Source organism: Pseudomonas sp. NPDC077186, assembly GCF_044543505.1.
Classification (GTDB): Bacteria; Pseudomonadota; Gammaproteobacteria; order Pseudomonadales; family Pseudomonadaceae; genus Aquipseudomonas.
Window position 1 is genome coordinate 379,115 of record NZ_JBITWE010000005.1, and the last position, 19,642, is coordinate 398,756.

Here is a 19,642-nt window from a genome sequence, read left to right on the forward strand (position 1 = left end):
CTTGCGACGGCCCGCAGGGTGGCCGCCATGGATGGCAGGCCACAAAAGGCAGCGGAGAGCTGGTTCGCGCTGGTGTCGCGTCAACCCTGAAATGTCGGAACCCCGTAGGGTGGGTTAGCGACGCCAAGCACGAGAGATCAGGCACCGCCAGCGTGGCGCGTCGCGTAACCCACCAAGCGATCTTGCGCGTTGCGTCGCTGGTGGGTTACGGCGCAACGAATCTTGCTGGATCATCGCGATCGGCAGCGTGGGCCTAACCCCACCGAAGGTCGATCTGTGACGCGACACTAGTTGCGCGCGCCGCCGAAGTGAGCGCAACCGCGCTGCACCTGGCCGTCCAGGCGCAGTTCGGCGCTGAGGTGGCTGACCGCGCCGCTCATGCCGTCGACGCAACGTTGCGGCGCTACCCACAGCTCCAGGCGGCGGCCGTTGGCCTCGCTGCTGAAATTCAGGCGGCCTTCGGGCAGTTGCTCTTCCAGGTAGGGCAGGGCCAGCGGTGGCTGGTCGGGGCGGTTGAGCACCAGGCCCTTGCCGCCGACCTCCACCTGCCAGAACGGCTCGTTGCCGCTGGCACGCAGGGTCAGGCGCTTGAAGTTGAGGTCGTCGCAGCCATGGCCTTCGCCCTGGACGCGGTACAGTTGGCTGACCTCGAAACGACCGTCGCTGCCGTTGCCCTGGCTGCCGGCGAGCTGGCCGGCGAGGTCGGCGAACAGCGCAGTCTGGCCGTCGGCCAGCAGTTCGGCGGTTGCGCGGGTGACGCCGGTGTTGCCGCTGTCGACCAGGGCGAAGCGGCGCTGCTCCTGGCAGGGGGTGAAGAACAGCTGGCCGCCCTGAGCCTGCAACTGGCCCTGCAGGCGCGTGGCCGGCGGCGGGCCTTCGGCTTTGCCGGTATAGACCTGGCAGGCGGTGAGCAGGGGCAGCAGGGCGAAGCTGGCGAGCAGGGTACGGGCGATGGACATTGAGGTCTCCAGGCGGAAGACGCCACCTTAGCCAGACGCTGGCCTGGGCTCAAGCCGTTTGCTTTTGACGGCGCGCGCGGGCTGCGGCCTAATGCGCCGGATCAGCCGTCGCCGCCGAGTTCGTTCTGCCATGTCCAGCCCCGCCATGCGCCCCAGCACCCTGCACCTGCCTCAGGGCGAGTGGGCGACGGTGCTCGATTGCCTGTGCGATCACTTTCCCGCCATCGACCGCGCCACCTGGCTGCAGCGCATGGCCCGCGGCCGCGTGCTGGATGCGGCAGGCGCGCCGCTGGGCCCCGAGCATGCCTATCGGGTCGGGCTCAAAGTGCGCTACTTCCGCGAGGTGGCGGAGGAGACGCCGATTCCCTTCGAGGCGCGCGTGCTGTGGCAGGACGCGCACCTGCTGGTGGCGGACAAACCGCATTTCCTGCCGGTGATGCCGGCCGGCGAGTACGTCGAGCAGACCCTGCTGGCGCGGCTGGTCAGGCTGACCGGCAATGCCGAGCTGGTGCCGATCCATCGCATCGACCGGCTCACCGCCGGGCTGGTGCTGTTCTCGGTCGAGCCGAGCAGCCGCGGCCGCTACCAGGCGCTGTTTCGCCAGCGTGCGGTGGAAAAGCGCTACGAGGCCATAGCCCCGGCCTTGCCGCAGCTGCAGTTTCCCCATGTGCATCGCTCGCGGATGATCGAGGGCGAGCCGTTCTTTCGCATGCAGGAGGTGGCGGGTGAGGCCAACAGCGAGACCCGCATCGAGGTGCTGGAGCGCCGCGGCGCGCTTTGGCGCTACGGCCTGTCGCCGCTGACCGGGCGCAAGCACCAGCTGCGCGTGCACCTGGCCGGGCTCGGCGCGCCCATCGTCGGCGACGATTTCTACCCCGAGCTGCAGGGCGGCCGCGGCCAGCCGGACGACTACGCCAAGCCGCTCAAGCTGCTGGCGCGCGGGTTGCGCTTCGTCGACCCGCTTAGCGGGCAGGCGCGCGAGTTCACCAGCGAATTGCAGTTGCAGTGGTAGCTTCAAACTGTGGGAGGGGCTTTAGCCGCGAGCTTTTCGCCGCTACGACTGCATGGATGCAGGAGGTAGAGCGAAGCAGGATGCCAGAGCCGAAAGCGCCTCCCACAGTGTGGCGGTGTTGCATGCCACTGGCGGACGCTTCAGACCATGGGCGGCAAGAGCGGTGGATCGGTGAAGCGTGATCCACCCTACGCGTGGCTCTTGCACCAGAGCTTGAATAACGGCTCGGCGAGAAACATCACCAGAAACAGCCGCAGCACCTGCAGGGCGGTGACCAGCGCCACCGCCAGCTGCAGCGCCTCGGCGGTCAGGCACAGTTCGGTGATGCCGCCGGGCATCATGCCCAGCATCAGCGACAGGCGATCCTCGCCGGCCAGCCAGCCCAGGGCTTCGCCGAGCAGAGCGGCGGCGAGCATGGCCAGCAGGGTGAACAGCAGTACGCGGGCGAGAAAGCCCGGCGCGCTGCGAAAGAAGGCGCGGTCGAAGTGACAGCCCAGGGCGCAGCCGATCAGCCACTGGCCGAGCTGGCCGAAGCCCGGCGGCAGGCCCAGGTGCAGATCGAAGCTGGCGCTGGCCACGGCGCAGGCGGTCAGCGGGCCGAGCATCCAGGGGTTGGGCTGTTTCAGTCGCGTCCACAGCAGCGCCAGCAGCGCGCCGGCGGCCAGCAGGACGAGTAGCCAGGCCCAGTCCACCTGTGCTGCGGGCGGGGCGTCGACGGCCGGCAGGCTCCAGGTGAACAGTGCCGGAATCAGCAGCACCACCAGCAGCAGGCGCAGGCTGTGGGCGGCGGCCACGCGCGCCGGCTGGGCGTCGTGACGCAGGGCCAGGTTGACCATCTCGCTGGCGCCGCCGGGCATGCTGGCGAAGAACGCGGTGGCGCGGTCGACGCCGCCGCGACGCAGGATGGCGATGCCGATCAGGCTCAGCAGCAGGGTGACGCAGGCGCCGCCGACGATGATCGGCAGGTGGCTGACGACCTGCGCCAGCACCTCGCTGGTGAAGTGCAGGCCGATGCCGCTGGCCACCAGCCACTGGCCGGCCTTGCGCCCGCCGGGCAACTCGCTGAAGGCGCGGTTGGTCAGGCAGCGCAGGGTGATCACCGCCAGCAAGGATCCGACCATCCACGGCAAAGGCCAGCCGAAAAGGCTGGCCAGGTAGCCGCCGATCAGACCGACCAGCGGGGTGGCCCAGTAGCGACGCCACTGGGCCAGGGCGAAAGCGTCAAGCATTGGCCAGCTGAGCGCTGCGCCGTGCGCGCCACCAGCGCAGGCCCGGCATGCCCAGCATCAGTGCGGTGAGTGCCCAGAGGGTCAGGCTGATCGGGCTGCTCCAGAGGATGCTCAGTTCGCCAGCGGAAATCGACAGGGCGCGGCGCAGGTTGTCTTCCATTAATTCGCCGAGAACGAAGCCGAGGATGATCGCCGACAGCGGGAAGTCCAGCTTGCGCAGGATGTAGCCGAACACGCCGAGGCCGATCATCAGCACCAGGTCGAAGGTGGTGCTGTGCACCGCGTAGACGCCGACCATGCTGATCGCGGTGATCGCCGGCACCAGGATCCAGTTGGGTACGCTGAGCATCTTGGAGAACAGCCCGACCAGGGGGATGTTCATCGCCAGCAGGATGACGTTGCCGATCAGCAGCGAGGCGATCAGGCCCCAGACCACGTCCGGCTGTTGTTCGAACAGCAAAGGACCGGGGGTGATGTTGTACAGGGTCAGGGCGCCGATCATTACCGCGGTGGTGCCCGAACCCGGTACGCCGAGGGTCAGCATGGGGATCAGCGAGCCGCAGGCCGAGGCGTTGTTGGCCGCTTCCGGGGCGGCCAGGCCGCGCAGGTCGCCTTCGCCAAACTTGCCGCTGGCGCCGGCCAAACGCTTCTCGCTCATATAGGTCATGGCGCTGGCGATGGTGGCGCCGGCACCCGGCAGCACGCCGATGACGAAGCCGGCCAGGCCGCTGCGTACCATGGTGGCGAAGGTGAAGCAGAACTCCTTGAAATTGAACAGCAGACGGCCGCCGGCCTTGACCGCCTTCTGGCCATTGTGGGTTTTCTCCAGCATCAGCAGCACTTCGCTGACGCTGAAGAAGCCGATCACCACGATGATGAACTGGATGCCGTCGGACAGGCTGACGCTGCCGAAGGTGAAGCGATATACCCCGGTGGTCGAATCCACTCCGACCGTGGCCAGGCCCAGGCCGATCAGCGCCGCCATCAGGGTTTTCACCGGCTTGTCGCCGACCATGCCGCCGAGGCAGGCGATGGCGAAGATCATCATCACAAAGTATTCCGCCGGGCCGAAGGCCACCGCCCATTTGGCCAGCAGCGGGGCAAACAGAATCACCCCGCAGGTGGCGATCGTGCTGCCGACGAAGGAGCTCATCGCCGACAAGGACAAAGCAATCCCGGCCTTGCCCTGACGGGCCAGGGGGTTGCCGTCCAGGGAGGTCATCACCGAGGCGGCGCAGCCGGGCACGTTGAGCAGGATGGCGGAGATGCGCCCGCCGTATTCACAGCCCAGGTACACGGCGGCGAGCAGGATCAGCGCGGTTTCCGGCGGCAGGCCGAGGGCGAAGGCCAGCGGCAGCAGCAGCGCCACGCCATTGATCGGGCCTAGGCCCGGCAGCATGCCGACTATGGTGCCGACGAAGGCACCGAACAGCGCCATCAGCAGGTTGCTCGGCCGGGTGGCGACATCGAAGCCTTGCATCAAGAAATTCAGGGTTTCCATTTCAGTTCTCCACGAAGGCTTCGAACAGCCCCAGAGGCAGGGGCACATCCAGCAACAGGTCAAACAGGCTGTAGAGCACGACGCCCATCAGCACGCCGCTGATGGCGCAGGGCAGCAGGCGGCCGGTAAACAAAAGACCGAGGGCAAAGGTGCCCAGGGCGGTGCTGATGACAAAACCGAGGGTCTCGAACAGCAGGGCATAAGCGAGCAGGGCGAGGATGCACAGCAGGGCCCGCTTGACCGACTGCAGATTGAGGTGCTGCTCCACCACGCCGGGCTTGTAGATCAGCCACAGGCTGGCGGCGGCCATCAGGCTGAGCAGCAGCAAGGGATAGGCGCGCGGTCCGACTGGATCGTAGGCGAAAGGTGCCTGGAAGCCCCAGGCGAGGACGGCGAGAACGGCGCACAGCAGCAGCCAGCTCGCGGCGAACAGGCGAACGTACATGGTGAATTACCTCGGATGCGCCCCGGCCCGGGGAGCGGGCGGGCCGTGGGCGGGTTGTGCAGGCGGATTACTGAACCAGGCCGAACTCGCCGGCCAGCGCCTTGTACTCTTCGACTTGCTTGAAGACGAAGGCCTTCAGCTCGTCGCCGGTCATCGCCAGCGGCAGCAGGTCGCGCTGTTCGCGCAGCTTGGCGAAATCCTCGCTGGCCAGCAGGCTGTCGAACTGCTGTTTCCACCAGTTGTACTGCTCGTCGCTGACTTCCGGGCCCATATAGAAGCCGCGGATCACCGGCCAGACGATGTCGTAGCCCTGTTCCTTGGCGGTGGGGATCTCGGCCAGCTTGCCCGGCAGGCGCTCTTCGGACAGCACGGCGAGGATGCGCACCTTGCCGGCGGCCAGTTGCGGGGTGACCTCGCCGAGGCCGCTGGAGGTGACCTGGACGTGGCCGCCGAGCATGGCGGTGAGGGTTTCGCCGCCGCCTTCGAAGGCCACGTAGCGCAGGTTTTTCGGGTCGATACCGGCGAAGCGGGTGATCAGCGCGGTTTGCATCCAGTCCTGGCCGCCGATGGTGGCGCCGGCGCCGAAGACGATGCTGGCCGGGTCTTTTTTCAGCGCCTGCACCAGGTCGTCCAGGTTCTGCCAGGGCGAGTCGGCGCGCACGGTGATCGCGCCGTAGTCGGTGCCCACCGCGGCCAGCCAGCGCACGCCGGTTTCGTCATAACGGCCGAACTTGCCCTGCGCCAGGTTGAGCAGGGAGCCGCTGGAGAACGCGGTGATGGTGCCGGGTGCATCGGCACGCTGGGCGATCACCGCGTTGTAGGCCACCGCGCCGACGCCGCCGGGCATGTAGGTGACGCGCATCGGCGCCTTGAGCAGGCCGCTGTCTTTCAGGCCGCTCTGGGCCAGCTTGCAGGTCAGGTCGAAACCGCCGCCGGGCTTGGCCGGGGCGATGCATTCGGGGCGCTTGGGCTCGCCGGCCAGCAACTGGCCGGCGAAGGCCAGGCAGGAAACCGTCAGGGCGGCACGGGTCAGGGCAGATTTCATGATGGGTTCTCCTCGCGAATCTTATTGTGGGTTACCAGATCGGCAGGGTGTAGCCGACGATGACACGGTTCTCGTCCGCGTCGCGGGCGAAGTCGGAGCGGAAGCTGGCATTGCGCAGGCGCACGTAGAGGTCTTTGAGCGGGCCGCTCTGCACCATGTACTTGAACTCGATGTCGCGTTCCCATTCGCCGCCTCGCTCGTCGGAGCCGGCGATGCGCGCATCGTCGCCGCGGATGTAGCGGGTCATGAAGCTCAGACCGGGGACGCCGAGGCTGGCGAAGCTGAAGTCGTAACGGGCCTGCCAGGAGCGTTCGTCGGCGTTGGCGAAGTCGTTGATCTGCACGAAGTTGACCAGGTAGGGGTCGCTGCCGTCGATATAGGCGTAGCCGGTGTCGCCGCTCATGTCCTGGAAACCCAGGCCGAACTTGTGGCTGCCGATGCCGTAGCTGAGCATGGCGTTGAACGCCCGGTTGTCGATCTTGCCGGCGTTGGCCGCGCCGCTGTCGTCGCTGAGCATCAGGCGTACGTCGCTCGCCAGGGTGCCGGCGCCGAGCTTGTGGCTGCTCAGCAGATTGAAGAAGTGCTGGCGGTAGACGTCGTCCAGGTCGGCGAAGAAGTAGCGGCCCTTGAAGTTGTCGTTGAACTGGTAGTCCAGACCGGCCAGGTCCAGGTGGTCGGCGGTCACGCCACCGGCGAAACGGCGGTTCTTGCTGTTGAGCACCAGGTCTTCGGAGTTGGTCGAGGCGCGGTCGATCACCTTGTCCAGGCGACCGCCGGTGAAGGTCAGGCCGTCCAGCTCGGCGGAGGTCAGCAGGCCGCCTTCGAACACCTGTGGCAACAGGCGGCTGTCGCTGGCCTTGACCACCGGCAGCTCGGGCACGTGCGAACCGTAGCGCAGCTCGGTTGCGGAGACCTTGACCTTGGCGGTCAGGCTCAGGCGGCTGAATTCGTCCGGGGTGCCGCCGTCGTCCTGCACCGGCAGCAGGTCGGTGCCGGTGCGGCCGCCGCCGGAGTCGAGCTTGACGCCGAGCAGGCCCATGGCGTCGACGCCGAAGCCGACGCTGCCGTCGGTGTAGCCGGACTGCACGTCGAGCCAGAAACCCTGGCCCCATTCCTCGCGCTTGTTCTGGCCGTCGAACTGGCGGAAGTCGCGGTTGAGGTAGATGTTGGTGGCGGTCAGGCTGGCCGTGCTGTCTTCGATAAAGGCGGCGTTGGCGAGGGGGGCTACGCCGGCAGCGGCGATGGCCAGGCAGAGCAGGCGGACAGGCGGCAGGGCCTGACGTGAGGCTGCGTGCATCTTGTGGTCTCCATTCTTGTTTTTGTCGCGACCTCGCACCACTGCAGGGTCGCTCGAGCAGGTGGATCGAGCCACCATGAGGCGATGCTAGAGAGGCAAGCTTTCGCCAGGCTTTCAGCACGGAAAAAAACGCCTGGAGCGTTTTTTGACGTGGCCTGCTTGGATGGCTGGCCACAGAAAGGTTCTTTGCATTTCTGCGGGGAGGGTGTGTTTAACACCGCACTGGCAAGTTGGTGTGCATATCGCTGACTGACCTTAGCACTATCCATCACCGCGTCCGCTGAACGTTTGGGTTGCGCCCCTTACGGGCGCCACACCTTGACTCGCTGCGCTCGCCCTTCGGGCCAGCCTGCGGCTGTTACTGCGCTTCGCTCCGTTTCTTTGCTTGCCCAAGAAAGGTGTGGCAAAGAAGGGCACCCGGCATCCGGGTTTCGCTGCGCGAAACTTGATTCGCTTCGCTCACCCTTCGGGCCAGCCTTTCGGCTGTTACTCCGCTTCGCTGCGTTTCCTCGCTCCGGCGCTGCTCCGGGGGCCGGCTTAAAGGGCCATCCCTGGCCCTTTAAGCCTCTCGCCGCATCCATGCGGCTCGTCCCCCTACGCAACACCTCCACTCGGCCTCCTGACGGGACCTGGGTGCGAGCTTGCGTAATCTCCGCGAAATTAAGTTTGGCGGCGTCTGTGCCTTTGCCTTTGCCTTTGCCTTTGCTCTTGAATCGCGATCTCACAGACGACGCCCAAATCCCCTTCAGGAGGCCGAGTGGAATCGCCGTGGAAGGGGTTGAGCGGCATGGATGCCGCGAGAGCCGCGATGGGCCAGGGATGGCCCTTCGCGGCGGGCCCCTGGAGTGGTGATGAAGCGAGGGAACCCCGGCGCAGCCGGGGCCGTATGTAGGGGTGTGTTTCTTTGCTTACTTTCTTTGCACAAGCAAAGAAAGTGAGTCGCCCGTAAGGGGCGAAACCCATCAGGCCAGACGGCGCATTAATGGATAGTGCCAAGTCCTCGACAGCACACACTTATTTGCCAGTCCGGTGTCAATCTGCACGTTTATGCGAATAACCAAATAAACACTGGGAGCGCTTTTGACATCGCCTGCGACGGCCCGCAGAGGGCGCCGAGCCGGCATTTCGTCAATTCACAGCAACCTCAACGGCGCTACACTGCGCGCCTCGAAGCAAGTTGTGCGGAGGTGGCGGTGCGGATTCTGCTGGTCGAAGACCATCCGCAATTGGCGGAAAGCGTGGCCCAGGCGCTCAAGGGCGCCGGCTGGACGGTGGACGTGCTGCACGATGGCGTCGCCGCCGACCTGGCCTTGTCCAGCGAGGACTACGCCCTGGCGATTCTCGATATCGGCCTGCCCCGGCTCGACGGCTTCGCCGTGCTGGCGCGCCTGCGCGACCGCGGCCAGACCCTGCCGGTGCTGATGCTCACCGCGCGCGGCGAGGTCAAGGATAGGGTGCACGGCCTCAACCTGGGGGCCGACGACTACCTGGCCAAGCCTTTCGAGCTGTCCGAACTGGAGGCGCGGGTCAAGGCCCTGCTGCGCCGCAGCGTGCTCGGCGGCGAGCAGCTGCAGCGCTGCGGCGCGCTGGTCTACGACCTCGGCGCGCGGCGCTTCAGCCTGGACGGCGAGGCGCTGAGCCTGACCGCCCGCGAGCAGGCGGTGCTGGAGGCGATGATCGCCCGCCCCGGACGGGTGATGAGCAAGGAGCAGCTGGCCGCCCAGGTGTTCGGCCTGGACGAGGAGGCCAGCGCCGACGCCATCGAGATCTACGTCCACCGCCTGCGCAAGAAGCTCGAAGGCCGCGCGGTGCGCATCGTCACCTTCCGCGGCCTCGGCTACCTGCTGGAGGCGATCGAGGCATGAGCCGCAGCGCCAGCCTGCGCGGCCGCCTGCTGCGGCGCCTGGCGCTGCTGCTGGCGCTGATCCTGCTGCTGAGCAGCCTGAGCGCCTACTGGAGCGCGCGGCGTGCCGCCGACACCGCCTACGACCGCACCCTGCTGGCCTCGGCGCGGGCGGTGGCCGACGGCCTGTACACCGAGGACGGCCTGCTCAAGGCCAATATTCCCTATGTGGCGCTGGACACCTTCGCCTACGACAGCGCCGGGCGCATCTACTACCAGGTGCTTGGTCATCGCGGCGAGCAGGTCTCGGGTTACGAGGACCTGCCGCCGGCGCCGCCCGGCACCCGGCGCACCGACGACTACCCGGCGCTGGCGCACTTCTACGACGCCGAGTACCGCGGCCAGGGCGTGCGCGTGGTCAGCCTGCTGCAGCCGGTCAGCGAGCCGCAGCTGAGCGGCATCGCCGAGATTCGCGTGGCCGAGACCCAGGGCGCGCGCGAACGCATGGCCCGCGAACTGCTGGTCGGCACCCTATGGCGCATGGGCCTGCTCTCGGTCAGTGCGCTGCTGCTGGTGTGGCTGGCGGTGAATCTGGCCCTGCGCCCGCTGGAGGCGTTGCGTCGTGAAGTCGCCGAGAGAGCCAGCGACGACCTGCAGCCGCTGCCGGACAGCGGTCTGCCGCGTGAGGTATTGCCGCTGGTGGAAGCGCTCAACCAGTTCAACGAGCGCCTGCGCGCGCTGTTCGAGCGCCAGTCGCAGTTTATCGCCGACGCCGCCCACGAGCTGCGTACGCCATTGGCGGCACTCAAGGCGCGCATCGCCCTGGGCTTGCGTGCCGAGCAACCGCAGGCGTGGCGCGACACCCTGGAGCAGGTGGCGCAGCAGGGCGATCGCCTGACCCAGCTGGCCAACCAGCTGCTGTCGCTGGCACGTATCGAAAGCGGTGCGCGAGCCATTACCGAGGGCGGCGCGCAACGCATCGACCTCAGCCAGCTGGCGCGCGAGCTGGGCCTGGCCATGGCGCCGCTGGCCCATGCCCGCGGCGTCGCCCTGGCCCTGGAGGCCGAGCAGCCGGTGTGGATCGACGGCGAGCCGACCCTGCTCAACGAGCTGCTGAGCAACCTGATCGACAATGCCCTGGCGCACACCCCGGCGGGCGGCAACCTGATCCTGCGGGTGCTGGCCCCGGCGCTGTTGGAGGTGGAGGACGACGGCCCGGGGATTCCCGAGGACGAGCATCAGAAGGTCTTCGAGCGCTTCTACCGGCGCGGCGCGCAGGGCAGCGGCGCCGGCCTGGGGCTGGCCATAGTCGGCGAGATCTGCCGCGCGCACCAGGCGCAGATCAGCCTGCACCAGGTGCAGCCGCATGGGTTGCGGGTGCGGGTGGAGTTCCCGTTAGGGGTTGAGGCTTAACGGCTGCTGGATCTCCAGCAGGTACTGCGCCATCTTGCCGCTGTCGCGCAGCTGCGCCAGGCCGCGATTGAAGCGCGCGATGCGCTCGGCGTTGCCGGGCACCTCGCACGACAGCAGCAGGGTGCAAAGGAGAAGGGCGAGGCGCATGGGGGACTGCTTCCGGCAAGCGTTCGGGCTTGAGTCTAGAAGCAGATTGCCGGCAGCGCCGCGACGCTTTTATTGCAGCATGCTCATCGCCGCTTCCATGGCGGCGCAGAGGTCTTCGTCGGCCTGCATGTCGACGTTGGGGTCGAGGCCGAGCTTGGCGAAGGCCGGCACCGTGCTCCAATCCAGCTGGGTGTAGGGGTGCTCGCTGCCCAGGTAGCTCTGCAGGGTGGCGACCTGGACGATGTCGACGTAATCGACCTTGGCCGAGTCGCGGGCGAAGTTCAGGTACTGGCTGGGCACCATGGCGATCGGCTCGGGGAACTCCCAGGTGCGCAGGATCTTGTCGCCGATGATCGGGTGGATCTGCTCGATCACGTGGTTGAGGCTGATGGAGTCGGCCAGCAGCTCGTTGTGTTCCTCGGCGTAGGTGAGGATCGGCAGCACGCCGATCTGGTGCACCAGGCCGGCGAGGGTGGCCTGGTCCGGCATCAGGCGGGTGTAGTGGCGGCACAGCACGTGGCAGATGCCGGCGATCTCGGTGCTCTTGTTCCACACCTCGCGCATCTTGCGGTCGACCACGTCGCTGGTGGCCTGGAACATCTGCTCCATGGCCAGGCCGGTGGCCAGGTTGCAGGTGTAGTTGATGCCCAGGCGGCTGACCGCCATCTGCAGGTCGGTGATTTCCTTGTTGCTGCGCAGCAGCGGGCTGTTGACCACCTTGATGATGCGTGCGGTGAGCGCGGCGTCGTTGCCGATCACCTTGCTGATCTGCGGGATGCCGATATCCGGATCTTCCGCGGCCTCGCGCACCTTCAGCGCCACCTCGGGCAGGGTGGGCAGCACCAGCTCGTCGTTCTCGATGGCGTGGATCAGTTCCTGTTGGACTTTTTCGGCAAGCTTGCTCATGGCAGGTCTCTCTGGGGCGAACCGCTACGGTGCCCGGGCAGTTTAGTCAGCGCTGGATTTCCTTGCCGGCATCCAGCTGATAGGGCAGATCGAGCAGGCTCAGCGTCGGGCCTTCGCCGCTGCCGAGATGGAGACGGCCATCGTTGACGGCATCTTCCTGCAACACGGCGAGCAGCTCGACGGCGTCGCCCGCCTGGGCGGCCAGCACCACTTCGCCGACGCTGGAACCGTGCACCGGCGAGAACAGCTCGACGCCGACGGCCGGCGTGTCCGCGCCGTTCAGGCGCAGGCGGTACAGGCGCCGCTTTAGCTTGCCCAGGTACTGCATGCGCGCGACGATTTCCTGGCCGGTGTAGCAGCCCTTCTTGAAGCTGACGCCGCCGAGGGCCTGCAGGTTGAGCATCTGCGGGATAAACAGCTCGCGACTGGCGCCGAACACCTGGCCGATGCCGGCGCGCACCTGGGCCAGCAGCCAGTCGCTGAGCGGCGCTTGCGGCAGCGCCGCGGTCAGTCGGCCGTGCAGGCGTTCGGCGGCAGCGGCCGGCGCCCAGAGCTCGGCGCGGCCGTCGCCGAGGCGCACGGCCAGCAGCTCGCCGGCGCTGGCCAGGGCATCGCGCTCGGCACCCAGCTCCAGGCCCAGTTCGGCCAGCAGGGCGTCGCCGCCGGCCAGGCCGAAGCGCACCCAGGCGGTGCTTTCGTCGCCCAGTTTGGATTTGGAGAACACCGCGTACTTCTGCAGGTCGGCCAGTTGCGCCGCGACCAGCTCGCGCGCCATGGCCAGCAGGTAGCCGCCGTCCACCGGGAGGATGCGAAAGCTCGACAGCATGCGCCCCTTGGGCGTGCAGCGGGCACCCAGGCTGGACTGGGTGGCGGACAGGTAGTCGAGGTTGCAGGTCAGCTGGCCCTGGAGAAACTTGCCGGCATCCGCGCCGCGCACGGCGAGCAGGCCTTCGTGGTCGAGGAGGGTGAAGTACGCGCTATCGGCCATGGTGGGAATCGAGTCGCTGGAGAAAAGACAGGGGCGTCATCATAGAGGGCGCGATAGGCGCTTGTCAGCGGGCGCGGTCGTCGCTTCGGGTCAACAGCGAGACTTTTCGCCGTTATACTGCCGGCCTCTTTCAAGGAGCCGTTCCATGGTCGATGCAACCGAACTCAACCGCCTGTTCTGGCACAGCCGTCGCGGCATGCTGGAGCTGGACGTACTGCTGGTGCCCTTCGTCAAGGAGGTCTACCCCAACCTGGATGCCGACGACCAGGCGCGCTACCGCAAGCTGCTGGAGTGCGAGGATCAGGACATGTTCGGCTGGTTCATGCAGCGCGGCGAGCCGGAAGACGCCGACCTCAAGCGCATGGTGCGCATGATCCTGGATCGTGTCCAACCCCAGTGAGCTGTTCGAGTGCCATTGGCAGCCCTCGCGCGGGCTGCTGAGGCTCTATCTGGCCGCCTTGGCGCTGGCCCTGCTGGCGCCCTGGCTGGCCGCCGTGCCCCTGTGGGGCAAGGTTCTGGCGCTGCTGTCTTGTCTGGCGCATGCCGCCTGGGTGCTGCCGCGGCATATCCTGCTGACTTCGCCGCATGCCGTGCGCGGGCTGCGTCGCGATGCCCTCGGCTGGCAGCTGTGGAGCGCGGCGCGGGGCTGGCAGCCGGTGCAGTTGCGCCCCGATAGCCTGGCCTTGCCCTTGGCGGTGGTGCTGCGCTTTCGCCGGCCGGGCGAGCGTTTCACGCGCGGCCTGTGTATTCCCCGCGATGCGCTGCCGCGCGAGCTGCACCGGCGCCTGCGTCTGCGCCTGAAGTTCAGCCGCCGGCGCTGGGCTGCGCCGGGGTCAGGATAGTGTCGCGCGCCTCGGCCAACTGCTCGGGGTAATCCAGGGTGTAGTGCAGGCCGCGACTCTCGTGGCGGCGCATCGCCGACTCGATCATCAGTTCGGCGACCTGGGCCAGGTTGCGCAGCTCGATCAGGTCGCGGCTGACCTTGTAGTTGCTGTAGAACTCGTCGATCTCGCCCTGCAGCAGGCGCACGCGGTGCTCGGCGCGCTGCAGCCGCTTGTTGGTGCGCACGATGCCGACGTAGTCCCACATGAAGCGCCGCAGCTCGTCCCAGTTGTGCGCGATGATCACGTCCTCGTCCGAGTCGGTGACCTGGCTGGCGTCCCAGCCGGGCAGGTCGGCCGGCATCGCCACCTCGCCGAGTTTGCCGACGATATCGGCGCAGGCCGAACGGGCGTAGACGAAGCATTCCAGCAGCGAGTTGCTGGCCAGGCGGTTGGCGCCGTGCAGGCCGGTGAAGCTGGTTTCGCCGATGGCGTACAGGCCGGGTACATCGGTGCGCCCGTGCTGGTCGACCACCACGCCGCCGCAGGTGTAGTGCGCCGCCGGCACCACCGGGATCGGCTCCTGGGTGATGTCGATGCCGAAGCCCAGGCAGCGTTCGTAGACGGTGGGGAAGTGATTCTTGATGAACTCCGCCGGCTTGTGGCTGATGTCCAGATAGACGCAGTCGATACCGAGGCGCTTCATCTCGTGGTCGATGGCGCGCGCGACTATGTCGCGCGGGGCCAGCTCGCCGCGCTCGTCGAAGCGCGGCATGAAGCGCTCGCCGCTGGGCAGGCGGAGCAGGGCGCCTTCGCCGCGCAGCGCCTCGGTGATCAGGAAATTCTTCGCCTGTGGGTGGTACAGGCAGGTGGGGTGGAACTGATTGAACTCCAGGTTGCCGACCCGGCAGCCGGCGCGCCAGGCCATGGCGATGCCGTCGCCGCAGGCACCGTCGGAGTTGCTGGTGTAGAGGTAGACCTTGGCCGCGCCGCCGGTGGCGAGAATCACGAAGCGCGCGCTGAAGGTGTCCACCTCGCCGCGCGCGCGATCCAGCACGTAGGCGCCCAGGCAGCGTTCGCCGGGCAAGCCGAGCTTGCGCTCGGTGATCAGGTCGACCGCCACGCGCTGTTCCAGCAGCTCGATGTTGGGCCGTTGGCGAGCCTGTTCCAGCAGGGTGTTGAAGATCGCCGCGCCGGTGGCGTCGGCGGCGTGGATGATGCGCCGGTGGCTGTGGCCGCCCTCGCGGGTCAGGTGAAATTCGAAACCGCCGTCTTCGCCCGCGGTCTGGTCGTCGCGGGTAAAGGGCACGCCCTGGTCGATCAGCCACTGGATGGCTTCGCGGCTGTGTTCCACGGTGAAGCGCGCGGCCTCGATGCGGCACAGGCCGGCGCCGGCATTGAGGGTGTCGGCGACGTGGGATTCGACGGTATCGGTGTCGTCCAGTACCGCCGCCACGCCGCCCTGCGCCCAGTAGGTCGAGCCATTGGCCAGGTTGCCCTTGCTCAGCACGGCGATGCGCAGCTGGGCGGGCAGGGTGAGGGCGAGAGTCAGGCCGGCGGCGCCGCTGCCGATGACCAGAACGTCGTGCTGGAAGTGTTGGCTCATGTCCGAATTCCGCGGGAATGCGAGCCCTAGTATATAGAGAGGGCCAGCGGCACAATAGCCAGCTTATGACCGACCGCAGTGCTCGGGAACTTTCTTAGTCGTTAAGGTTCCATAGAGGGTCGCCCATATAAGGGAGAGCGCCGGCATGTGCCTGCTCGATCTTCGGCCAAACCGTCGATCAGCTGGGAAAACGTGTGGCGATAAATATTCGCGCGAGCGGGATGCGTCCCGTTGGTGCCGTTCCGTGCAGAGGGAAAAACAGACTCTGCGGGAAGCTTGCTTGGAGGGGAGAACTTTTGCGCGAGGCCCGAGTCTATCTTGGCAGGCTGATTCGCTCACGGGCGCAAGCCTCCTCCGAGCACCATGAGGAGAGTGCATGCTAACCCAGGAAGATGATCAGCAACTGGTCGAACGAGTGCAGCGCGGCGACAAGCGCGCCTTCGATCTGTTGGTGCTGAAGTATCAGCACAAGATCCTCGGTTTGATCGTGCGATTCGTGCACGACACCCACGAGGCTCAGGACGTTGCCCAGGAAGCCTTCGTCAAGGCGTACCGGGCGCTTGGAAACTTTCGCGGTGACAGCGCGTTCTATACCTGGCTGTACCGCATCGCCATCAACACGGCGAAGAATTATCTGGTGTCCCGCGGTCGGCGGCCACCAGATAGTGATGTCAGTAGCGATGACGCGGAGTTCTACGACGGCGACCACGCCCTCAAGGACATCGAGTCACCGGAACGGGCATTGCTGCGCGACGAGATCGAGGCCACGGTGCATCGAACCATCGCCCAGCTACCGGACGATTTGCGCACGGCTTTGACCTTGCGCGAGTTCGAGGGACTGAGTTACGAGGACATTGCCAGCGTCATGCAGTGTCCGGTCGGCACCGTGCGTTCGCGGATCTTCCGTGCGCGTGAGGCCATTGATAAATCTCTGCAACCTTTGTTGCAGGAAGCCTGAGGCAGCGGCGACAGCCAAGAGAGGAACACCATGAGTCGTGAAACCCTGCAGGAATCGCTGTCCGCGGTGATGGATAACGAAGCGGACGAACTGGAGCTGCGGCGCGTGCTCGCGGCCAGTGAGGATGGCGAGCTGCGTGGCACCTGGTCGCGTTACCAGATCGCCCGTGCAGCCATGCACAGGGAATTGCTCGAGCCGCGCCTGGATATCGCCGCGGCGGTCTCGGCGGCGTTGGCCGACGAGGTGGTGCCGGTGCGCAAGGCGCCGCTGTGGCGCAGTGTCGGTCGTCTCGCGGTGGCGGCTTCGGTGACCGTTGCCGTGCTCGCCGGCGTGCGTCTGTACAACCAGGACGAACTGAGCGGCAGCCAGTTGGCCCAGCAGGACGCTGCGCCGACGCTGTCGGTGCCGCAGGTGCAAGGGCCGGCGCTGCTGGCCGGATACAGCAGCGGCGAGGCGTCGAGCGAAGCCGCCAAGCCCGGCACCGCCGGCTGGCATGAGCAGCGCCTGCCGACCTACCTGCGCCAGCATACGCAGCAGGCGGCGATGGGCGCCGGCGAAACCGCCTTGCCCTATGCACGAGCCGCCAGCCTGGAAAACCGCTAAGGAGCCACATGCGCGCGATCCCTCTCTTTCTTCTCAGCGGCTGGCTGGCGTTGCCGGTTCATGCCGCTGATGCACAAGATTGGCTCAAGCGCCTCGCCGAAGCCGAGCGTGGGCAGAGCTTTCAGGGCACCTTCGTTTACGAGCGCAACGGCAGTTTCTCCACCCACAGCGTGTGGCATCGGGTAGAGGAGGGCGGTTCGATCCGCGAACGCCTGCTGCAGCTCGACGGCCCGGCCCAGGAAGTGCTCAAGGTCGACGGCCAGACCCAATGCGTCAGCGGCGCGCTGGCCGACCAGGTCGGCGACGCCCAGGCCTGGCCGGCGCGGCATCTGGACGCCGAGCAGCTGGGCAACTGGTACGACATCCGCGTCGCCGGCCAGTCGCGCATCGCCGGCCGCAACGCCGTGGTGCTGGTGTTGGCACCCAAGGATCAGCACCGCTATGGCTTCGAATTGCACCTGGACCAGGAAACCGGTCTGCCGCTGAAATCCCTGCTGCTCAACGAAAAGGGGCAGTTGCTGGAGCGCTTCCAGTTCACCCAACTGCAGACCACGGCCCCCGAAGCGGGCGCCCTGCAACCCAGTTCGCGCTGCCGTCCGGTGCGCCTGCGTTCGGTCGATCAGGTGGCCGAAGGCAGTTGGCGTTCGGACTGGCTGCCCCCCGGTTTCACCCTCAACGCCGCCCAGCTGCGGCGCAGTCCTGCCTCCGACGAGGCGGTCGCCTGCCTGATGTACGGCGACGGCCTGGCGCGTTTCTCGGTCTTTCTCGAGCCCCTGCAGGGGGCGGTGGTGGAAGACGCGCGCAGCCAGCTCGGCCCCACCGTCGCGGTGTCGCGACGCATGGCCACCGAGGCCGGCGACGTGATGGTCACCGTGGTCGGCGAGATCCCCTTGGGCACCGCCGAGCGTATCGCCCTGTCCATGCGTGCCGGGGCCGCCGAACAGGTCAGTCAATGATCGAAGAACAGGGGCGCGTGGTGGCGGTCGAGTCCGGCGCGGTCTGGGTCGAAACGCTGCGCAAGAGCACCTGTTCCAGCTGTTCGGCCAATGCCGCCTGCGGCCAGGGGCTGATGGAGCGTCTCGGCGTCGGCCGCCAGCGCGGTTATGTGCGCGCCCTCTGTCAGTTGCAACTCGCGGTGGGCGATGCCGTGGTGATCGGCGTGCGCGAGGATTTGCTGGTGCGCAGCTCGCTGCTGGTCTATCTGTTGCCGCTGCTCGGCCTGTTGGGCGCCGCCCTGCTGGCCGACGGCCTCGGCCTGAGCGAGCCCTGGGTCATCCTCGGCGCGCTTGCCGGTCTGTTCGTCACCTGGCTGCTGGTGCGCTGGCGCGCGTCGCGCGTCGCCGACGATCCGGCCTTGCAACCCGTTGTCCTGCGTGCGCTGCTGGCCGGTGGGCCGGCGGCGAGTTGAGAGTGTTTGCGTTTCATATGGGGAGTCGTAGTCGATGAGAAAACTCGGATCCGTTGCGCCGCTGCTGGCGGTCGCCCTGCTCTGGGGGCAGAGCCTGCTGGCCCAGGCCAGCCTGACCGACTTCACCGAACTGGTGGAGGAGGCCTCGCCGGCGGTGGTCAATATCAGTACCCGGCAGAAGGTGCCGGAGCGGGTGGCCGGCGGTCAGCCGGGCATGCCCGACCTGGAAGGCCTGCCGCCGATGTTCCGCGAGTTCTTCGAGCGCAACATTCCCCAGGTGCCGCGCGGCCCCGGCGGTCGCCAGCGCGAGGCGCAGTCGCTTGGCTCGGGCTTCATCATTTCCGCCGACGGTTATGTGTTGACCAACAACCATGTGGTGGCCGACGCCGACGAGATCATCGTGCGCCTGTCCGACCGTAGCGAGCTGGAGGCCAAGCTGATCGGCGCCGACCCGCGCAGCGACGTGGCCCTGCTCAAGGTCGAGGGCGAGAACCTGCCCACCGTGCGCCTGGGCAAGTCCGACGCGCTCAAGGTCGGCGAGTGGGTGCTGGCCATCGGCTCGCCCTTCGGCTTCGACCACTCGGTGACCGCCGGCATCGTCAGCGCCAAGGGGCGCAACCTGCCGAGCGACAGCTACGTGCCGTTTATCCAGACCGACGTGGCGATCAACCCCGGTAACTCCGGCGGCCCGCTGTTCAACCTGCAGGGCGAGGTGGTGGGGATCAACTCGCAGATCTTCACCCGCTCTGGCGGCTTCATGGGGTTGTCCTTCGCCATTCCCATGGAGGTGGCGCTGCAGGTGGCCGACCAGCTCAAGGCGGACGGCAAGGTCACCCGTGGCTGGCTCGGTGTGGTGATTCAGGAAGTGAACAAGGATCTGGCCGAATCCTTCGGCCTGGACAAACCGGCCGGCGCGCTGGTCGCCCAAGTGCTGGAAGGCGGTCCGGCGGACAAGGGTGGCCTGCAGGTGGGGGATGTGATCCTCAGTCTCAACGGCAAGCCCATCGTCATGTCGGCCGACCTGCCGCATCTGGTCGGTGGCCTCAAGCCGGGCGAGCAGGCCGAGATGGATGTGGTGCGCGAAGGCTCGCGCAAGGAGCTCAAACTCACCATCGGCACCCTGCCGGAAGAGGGTCAGGAACTGGCGGCCACCGGCACGCCGGGCGGTGAACGCAGCAATAACCGCCTGGGCGTGAGCGTGGTGGAATTGACCGCCGAGCAGAAGAAGGGGCTCGACCTCAGGGGGGGCGTGGTAGTCAAGGAGGTGCTCAACGGCCCGGCGGCGATGATCGGCCTGCGTCCGGGCGACGTGATCACCCACCTGAACAACCAGGCCATCGACTCCACCGCCACCTTCGCCAAGGTCGCGCAGGAGCTGCCGAAGAACCGTTCGGTATCGATGCGCGTGCTGCGCCAGGGGCGCGCCAGCTTTATCACCTTCAAGCTGGCCGAGTAATCCGG

20 protein-coding genes are annotated in these 19,642 nt (G+C 67.1%); 10 read left to right on the plus strand and 10 right to left on the minus strand.

Annotated features, from left to right (window positions below; translation table 11 throughout):
* Positions 1–287: 287 nt before the first annotated feature.
* Positions 288–959 (minus strand): COG3650 family protein, encoded by a 672-nt coding sequence (locus tag ACIGKL_RS20015; RefSeq protein WP_397488199.1) that lies wholly within the window; start codon positions 957–959, stop codon positions 288–290.
* A gap of 130 nt (positions 960–1,089) precedes the next feature.
* Between ACIGKL_RS20015 and ACIGKL_RS20020 the strand changes: the two genes are divergently transcribed.
* Entirely contained in the window at positions 1,090–1,971 is an 882-nt protein-coding gene (locus ACIGKL_RS20020; protein WP_397488200.1) for a pseudouridine synthase, read from the plus strand.
* 188 nt (positions 1,972–2,159) lie between these two features.
* Here the strand turns inward: ACIGKL_RS20020 and ACIGKL_RS20025 are convergent, their stop codons facing one another.
* From ACIGKL_RS20025 to ACIGKL_RS20045, 5 genes are all read right to left on the minus strand, one after another.
* Positions 2,160–3,200 carry an AbrB family transcriptional regulator gene (locus tag ACIGKL_RS20025; RefSeq protein WP_397488201.1) on the minus strand — a complete coding sequence of 347 codons (1,041 nt, stop codon included), beginning with the start codon at positions 3,198–3,200 and terminating at the stop codon, positions 2,160–2,162.
* Positions 3,193–4,701, minus strand: coding sequence for a tripartite tricarboxylate transporter permease (locus ACIGKL_RS20030; RefSeq protein WP_397488202.1), 1,509 nt, complete (start codon positions 4,699–4,701; stop codon positions 3,193–3,195). The genes ACIGKL_RS20025 and ACIGKL_RS20030 overlap by 8 nt, the downstream gene beginning before the upstream one ends.
* Before the next feature lies 1 nt (position 4,702).
* Positions 4,703–5,146, minus strand: a complete 444-nt coding sequence (locus ACIGKL_RS20035; RefSeq protein ID WP_397488203.1) for a tripartite tricarboxylate transporter TctB family protein — start codon at positions 5,144–5,146, stop codon at positions 4,703–4,705.
* 67 nt (positions 5,147–5,213) lie between these two features.
* Complete coding sequence (locus ACIGKL_RS20040) at positions 5,214–6,191, minus strand: Bug family tripartite tricarboxylate transporter substrate binding protein (RefSeq protein ID WP_397488204.1); 978 nt, start codon at positions 6,189–6,191, stop codon at positions 5,214–5,216.
* Between the two features lie 31 nt (positions 6,192–6,222).
* Complete coding sequence (locus ACIGKL_RS20045; protein WP_397488205.1) at positions 6,223–7,488, minus strand: OprD family porin; 1,266 nt, start codon at positions 7,486–7,488, stop codon at positions 6,223–6,225.
* A gap of 1,193 nt (positions 7,489–8,681) precedes the next feature.
* Here ACIGKL_RS20045 and ACIGKL_RS20050 point away from each other — a divergent pair.
* Together ACIGKL_RS20050 and ACIGKL_RS20055 are read left to right on the plus strand one after the other, a co-directional pair.
* Complete coding sequence (locus tag ACIGKL_RS20050) at positions 8,682–9,353, plus strand: response regulator (protein WP_397488206.1); 672 nt, start codon at positions 8,682–8,684, stop codon at positions 9,351–9,353.
* The gene (locus ACIGKL_RS20055; protein WP_397488207.1) at positions 9,350–10,744 is read left to right on the plus strand and encodes a sensor histidine kinase; all 1,395 of its coding nucleotides are present in this window, start codon (positions 9,350–9,352) and stop codon (positions 10,742–10,744) included. Before ACIGKL_RS20050 ends, ACIGKL_RS20055 begins: the two co-directional genes overlap by 4 nt.
* On the opposite strand, the gene ACIGKL_RS20060 is transcribed toward ACIGKL_RS20055, so the two are convergent.
* The 3 genes from ACIGKL_RS20060 to ACIGKL_RS20070 all read right to left on the minus strand — a co-directional run bounded on the left by ACIGKL_RS20060 (position 10,727) and on the right by ACIGKL_RS20070 (position 12,785).
* Entirely contained in the window at positions 10,727–10,891 is a 165-nt protein-coding gene (locus ACIGKL_RS20060; RefSeq protein WP_397488208.1) for a hypothetical protein, read from the minus strand. The genes ACIGKL_RS20055 and ACIGKL_RS20060 overlap by 18 nt on opposite strands.
* Positions 10,892–10,960: 69 nt before the next feature.
* Complete coding sequence (locus tag ACIGKL_RS20065) at positions 10,961–11,797, minus strand: HDOD domain-containing protein (RefSeq protein ID WP_397488209.1); 837 nt, start codon at positions 11,795–11,797, stop codon at positions 10,961–10,963.
* 46 nt (positions 11,798–11,843) lie between these two features.
* Positions 11,844–12,785, minus strand: a complete 942-nt coding sequence (locus ACIGKL_RS20070) for a YgfZ/GcvT domain-containing protein (RefSeq protein WP_397488210.1) — start codon at positions 12,783–12,785, stop codon at positions 11,844–11,846.
* 145 nt (positions 12,786–12,930) lie between these two features.
* Between ACIGKL_RS20070 and ACIGKL_RS20075 the strand changes: the two genes are divergently transcribed.
* A complete protein-coding gene (locus ACIGKL_RS20075) occupies positions 12,931–13,185 on the plus strand; it encodes a succinate dehydrogenase assembly factor 2 (protein ID WP_397488211.1) in 255 nt (84 codons plus the stop codon).
* Positions 13,169–13,627, plus strand: a complete 459-nt coding sequence (locus ACIGKL_RS20080) for a protein YgfX (RefSeq protein WP_397488212.1) — start codon at positions 13,169–13,171, stop codon at positions 13,625–13,627. The genes ACIGKL_RS20075 and ACIGKL_RS20080 overlap by 17 nt, the downstream gene beginning before the upstream one ends.
* Here the strand turns inward: ACIGKL_RS20080 and nadB are convergent.
* Positions 13,590–15,212: an L-aspartate oxidase gene (gene nadB / locus ACIGKL_RS20085; protein WP_397488213.1), complete on the minus strand. Its 1,623-nt coding sequence runs from the start codon at positions 15,210–15,212 to the stop codon at positions 13,590–13,592. The genes ACIGKL_RS20080 and nadB overlap by 38 nt on opposite strands.
* A 376-nt stretch (positions 15,213–15,588) precedes the next feature.
* Here nadB and rpoE point away from each other — a divergent pair, with 376 nt between their 5' ends.
* From rpoE to ACIGKL_RS20110, 5 genes are read left to right on the plus strand one after another with little or no spacing between them, the layout of a single operon-like run.
* The gene (rpoE, locus tag ACIGKL_RS20090) at positions 15,589–16,170 is read left to right on the plus strand and encodes an RNA polymerase sigma factor RpoE (RefSeq protein WP_003245473.1); all 582 of its coding nucleotides are present in this window, start codon (positions 15,589–15,591) and stop codon (positions 16,168–16,170) included.
* Positions 16,171–16,200: 30 nt separating this feature from the next.
* Positions 16,201–16,773: a sigma-E factor negative regulatory protein gene (locus ACIGKL_RS20095; protein WP_397488214.1), complete on the plus strand. Its 573-nt coding sequence runs from the start codon at positions 16,201–16,203 to the stop codon at positions 16,771–16,773.
* Between the two features lie 8 nt (positions 16,774–16,781).
* Positions 16,782–17,729 (plus strand): MucB/RseB C-terminal domain-containing protein, encoded by a 948-nt coding sequence (locus ACIGKL_RS20100; protein WP_397488215.1) that lies wholly within the window; start codon positions 16,782–16,784, stop codon positions 17,727–17,729.
* The gene (locus ACIGKL_RS20105; protein ID WP_397488216.1) at positions 17,726–18,181 is read left to right on the plus strand and encodes a SoxR reducing system RseC family protein; all 456 of its coding nucleotides are present in this window, start codon (positions 17,726–17,728) and stop codon (positions 18,179–18,181) included. Before ACIGKL_RS20100 ends, ACIGKL_RS20105 begins: the two co-directional genes overlap by 4 nt.
* Before the next feature lie 34 nt (positions 18,182–18,215).
* The gene (locus ACIGKL_RS20110; protein ID WP_397488217.1) at positions 18,216–19,637 is read left to right on the plus strand and encodes a DegQ family serine endoprotease; all 1,422 of its coding nucleotides are present in this window, start codon (positions 18,216–18,218) and stop codon (positions 19,635–19,637) included.
* Positions 19,638–19,642 lie beyond the last annotated feature (5 nt).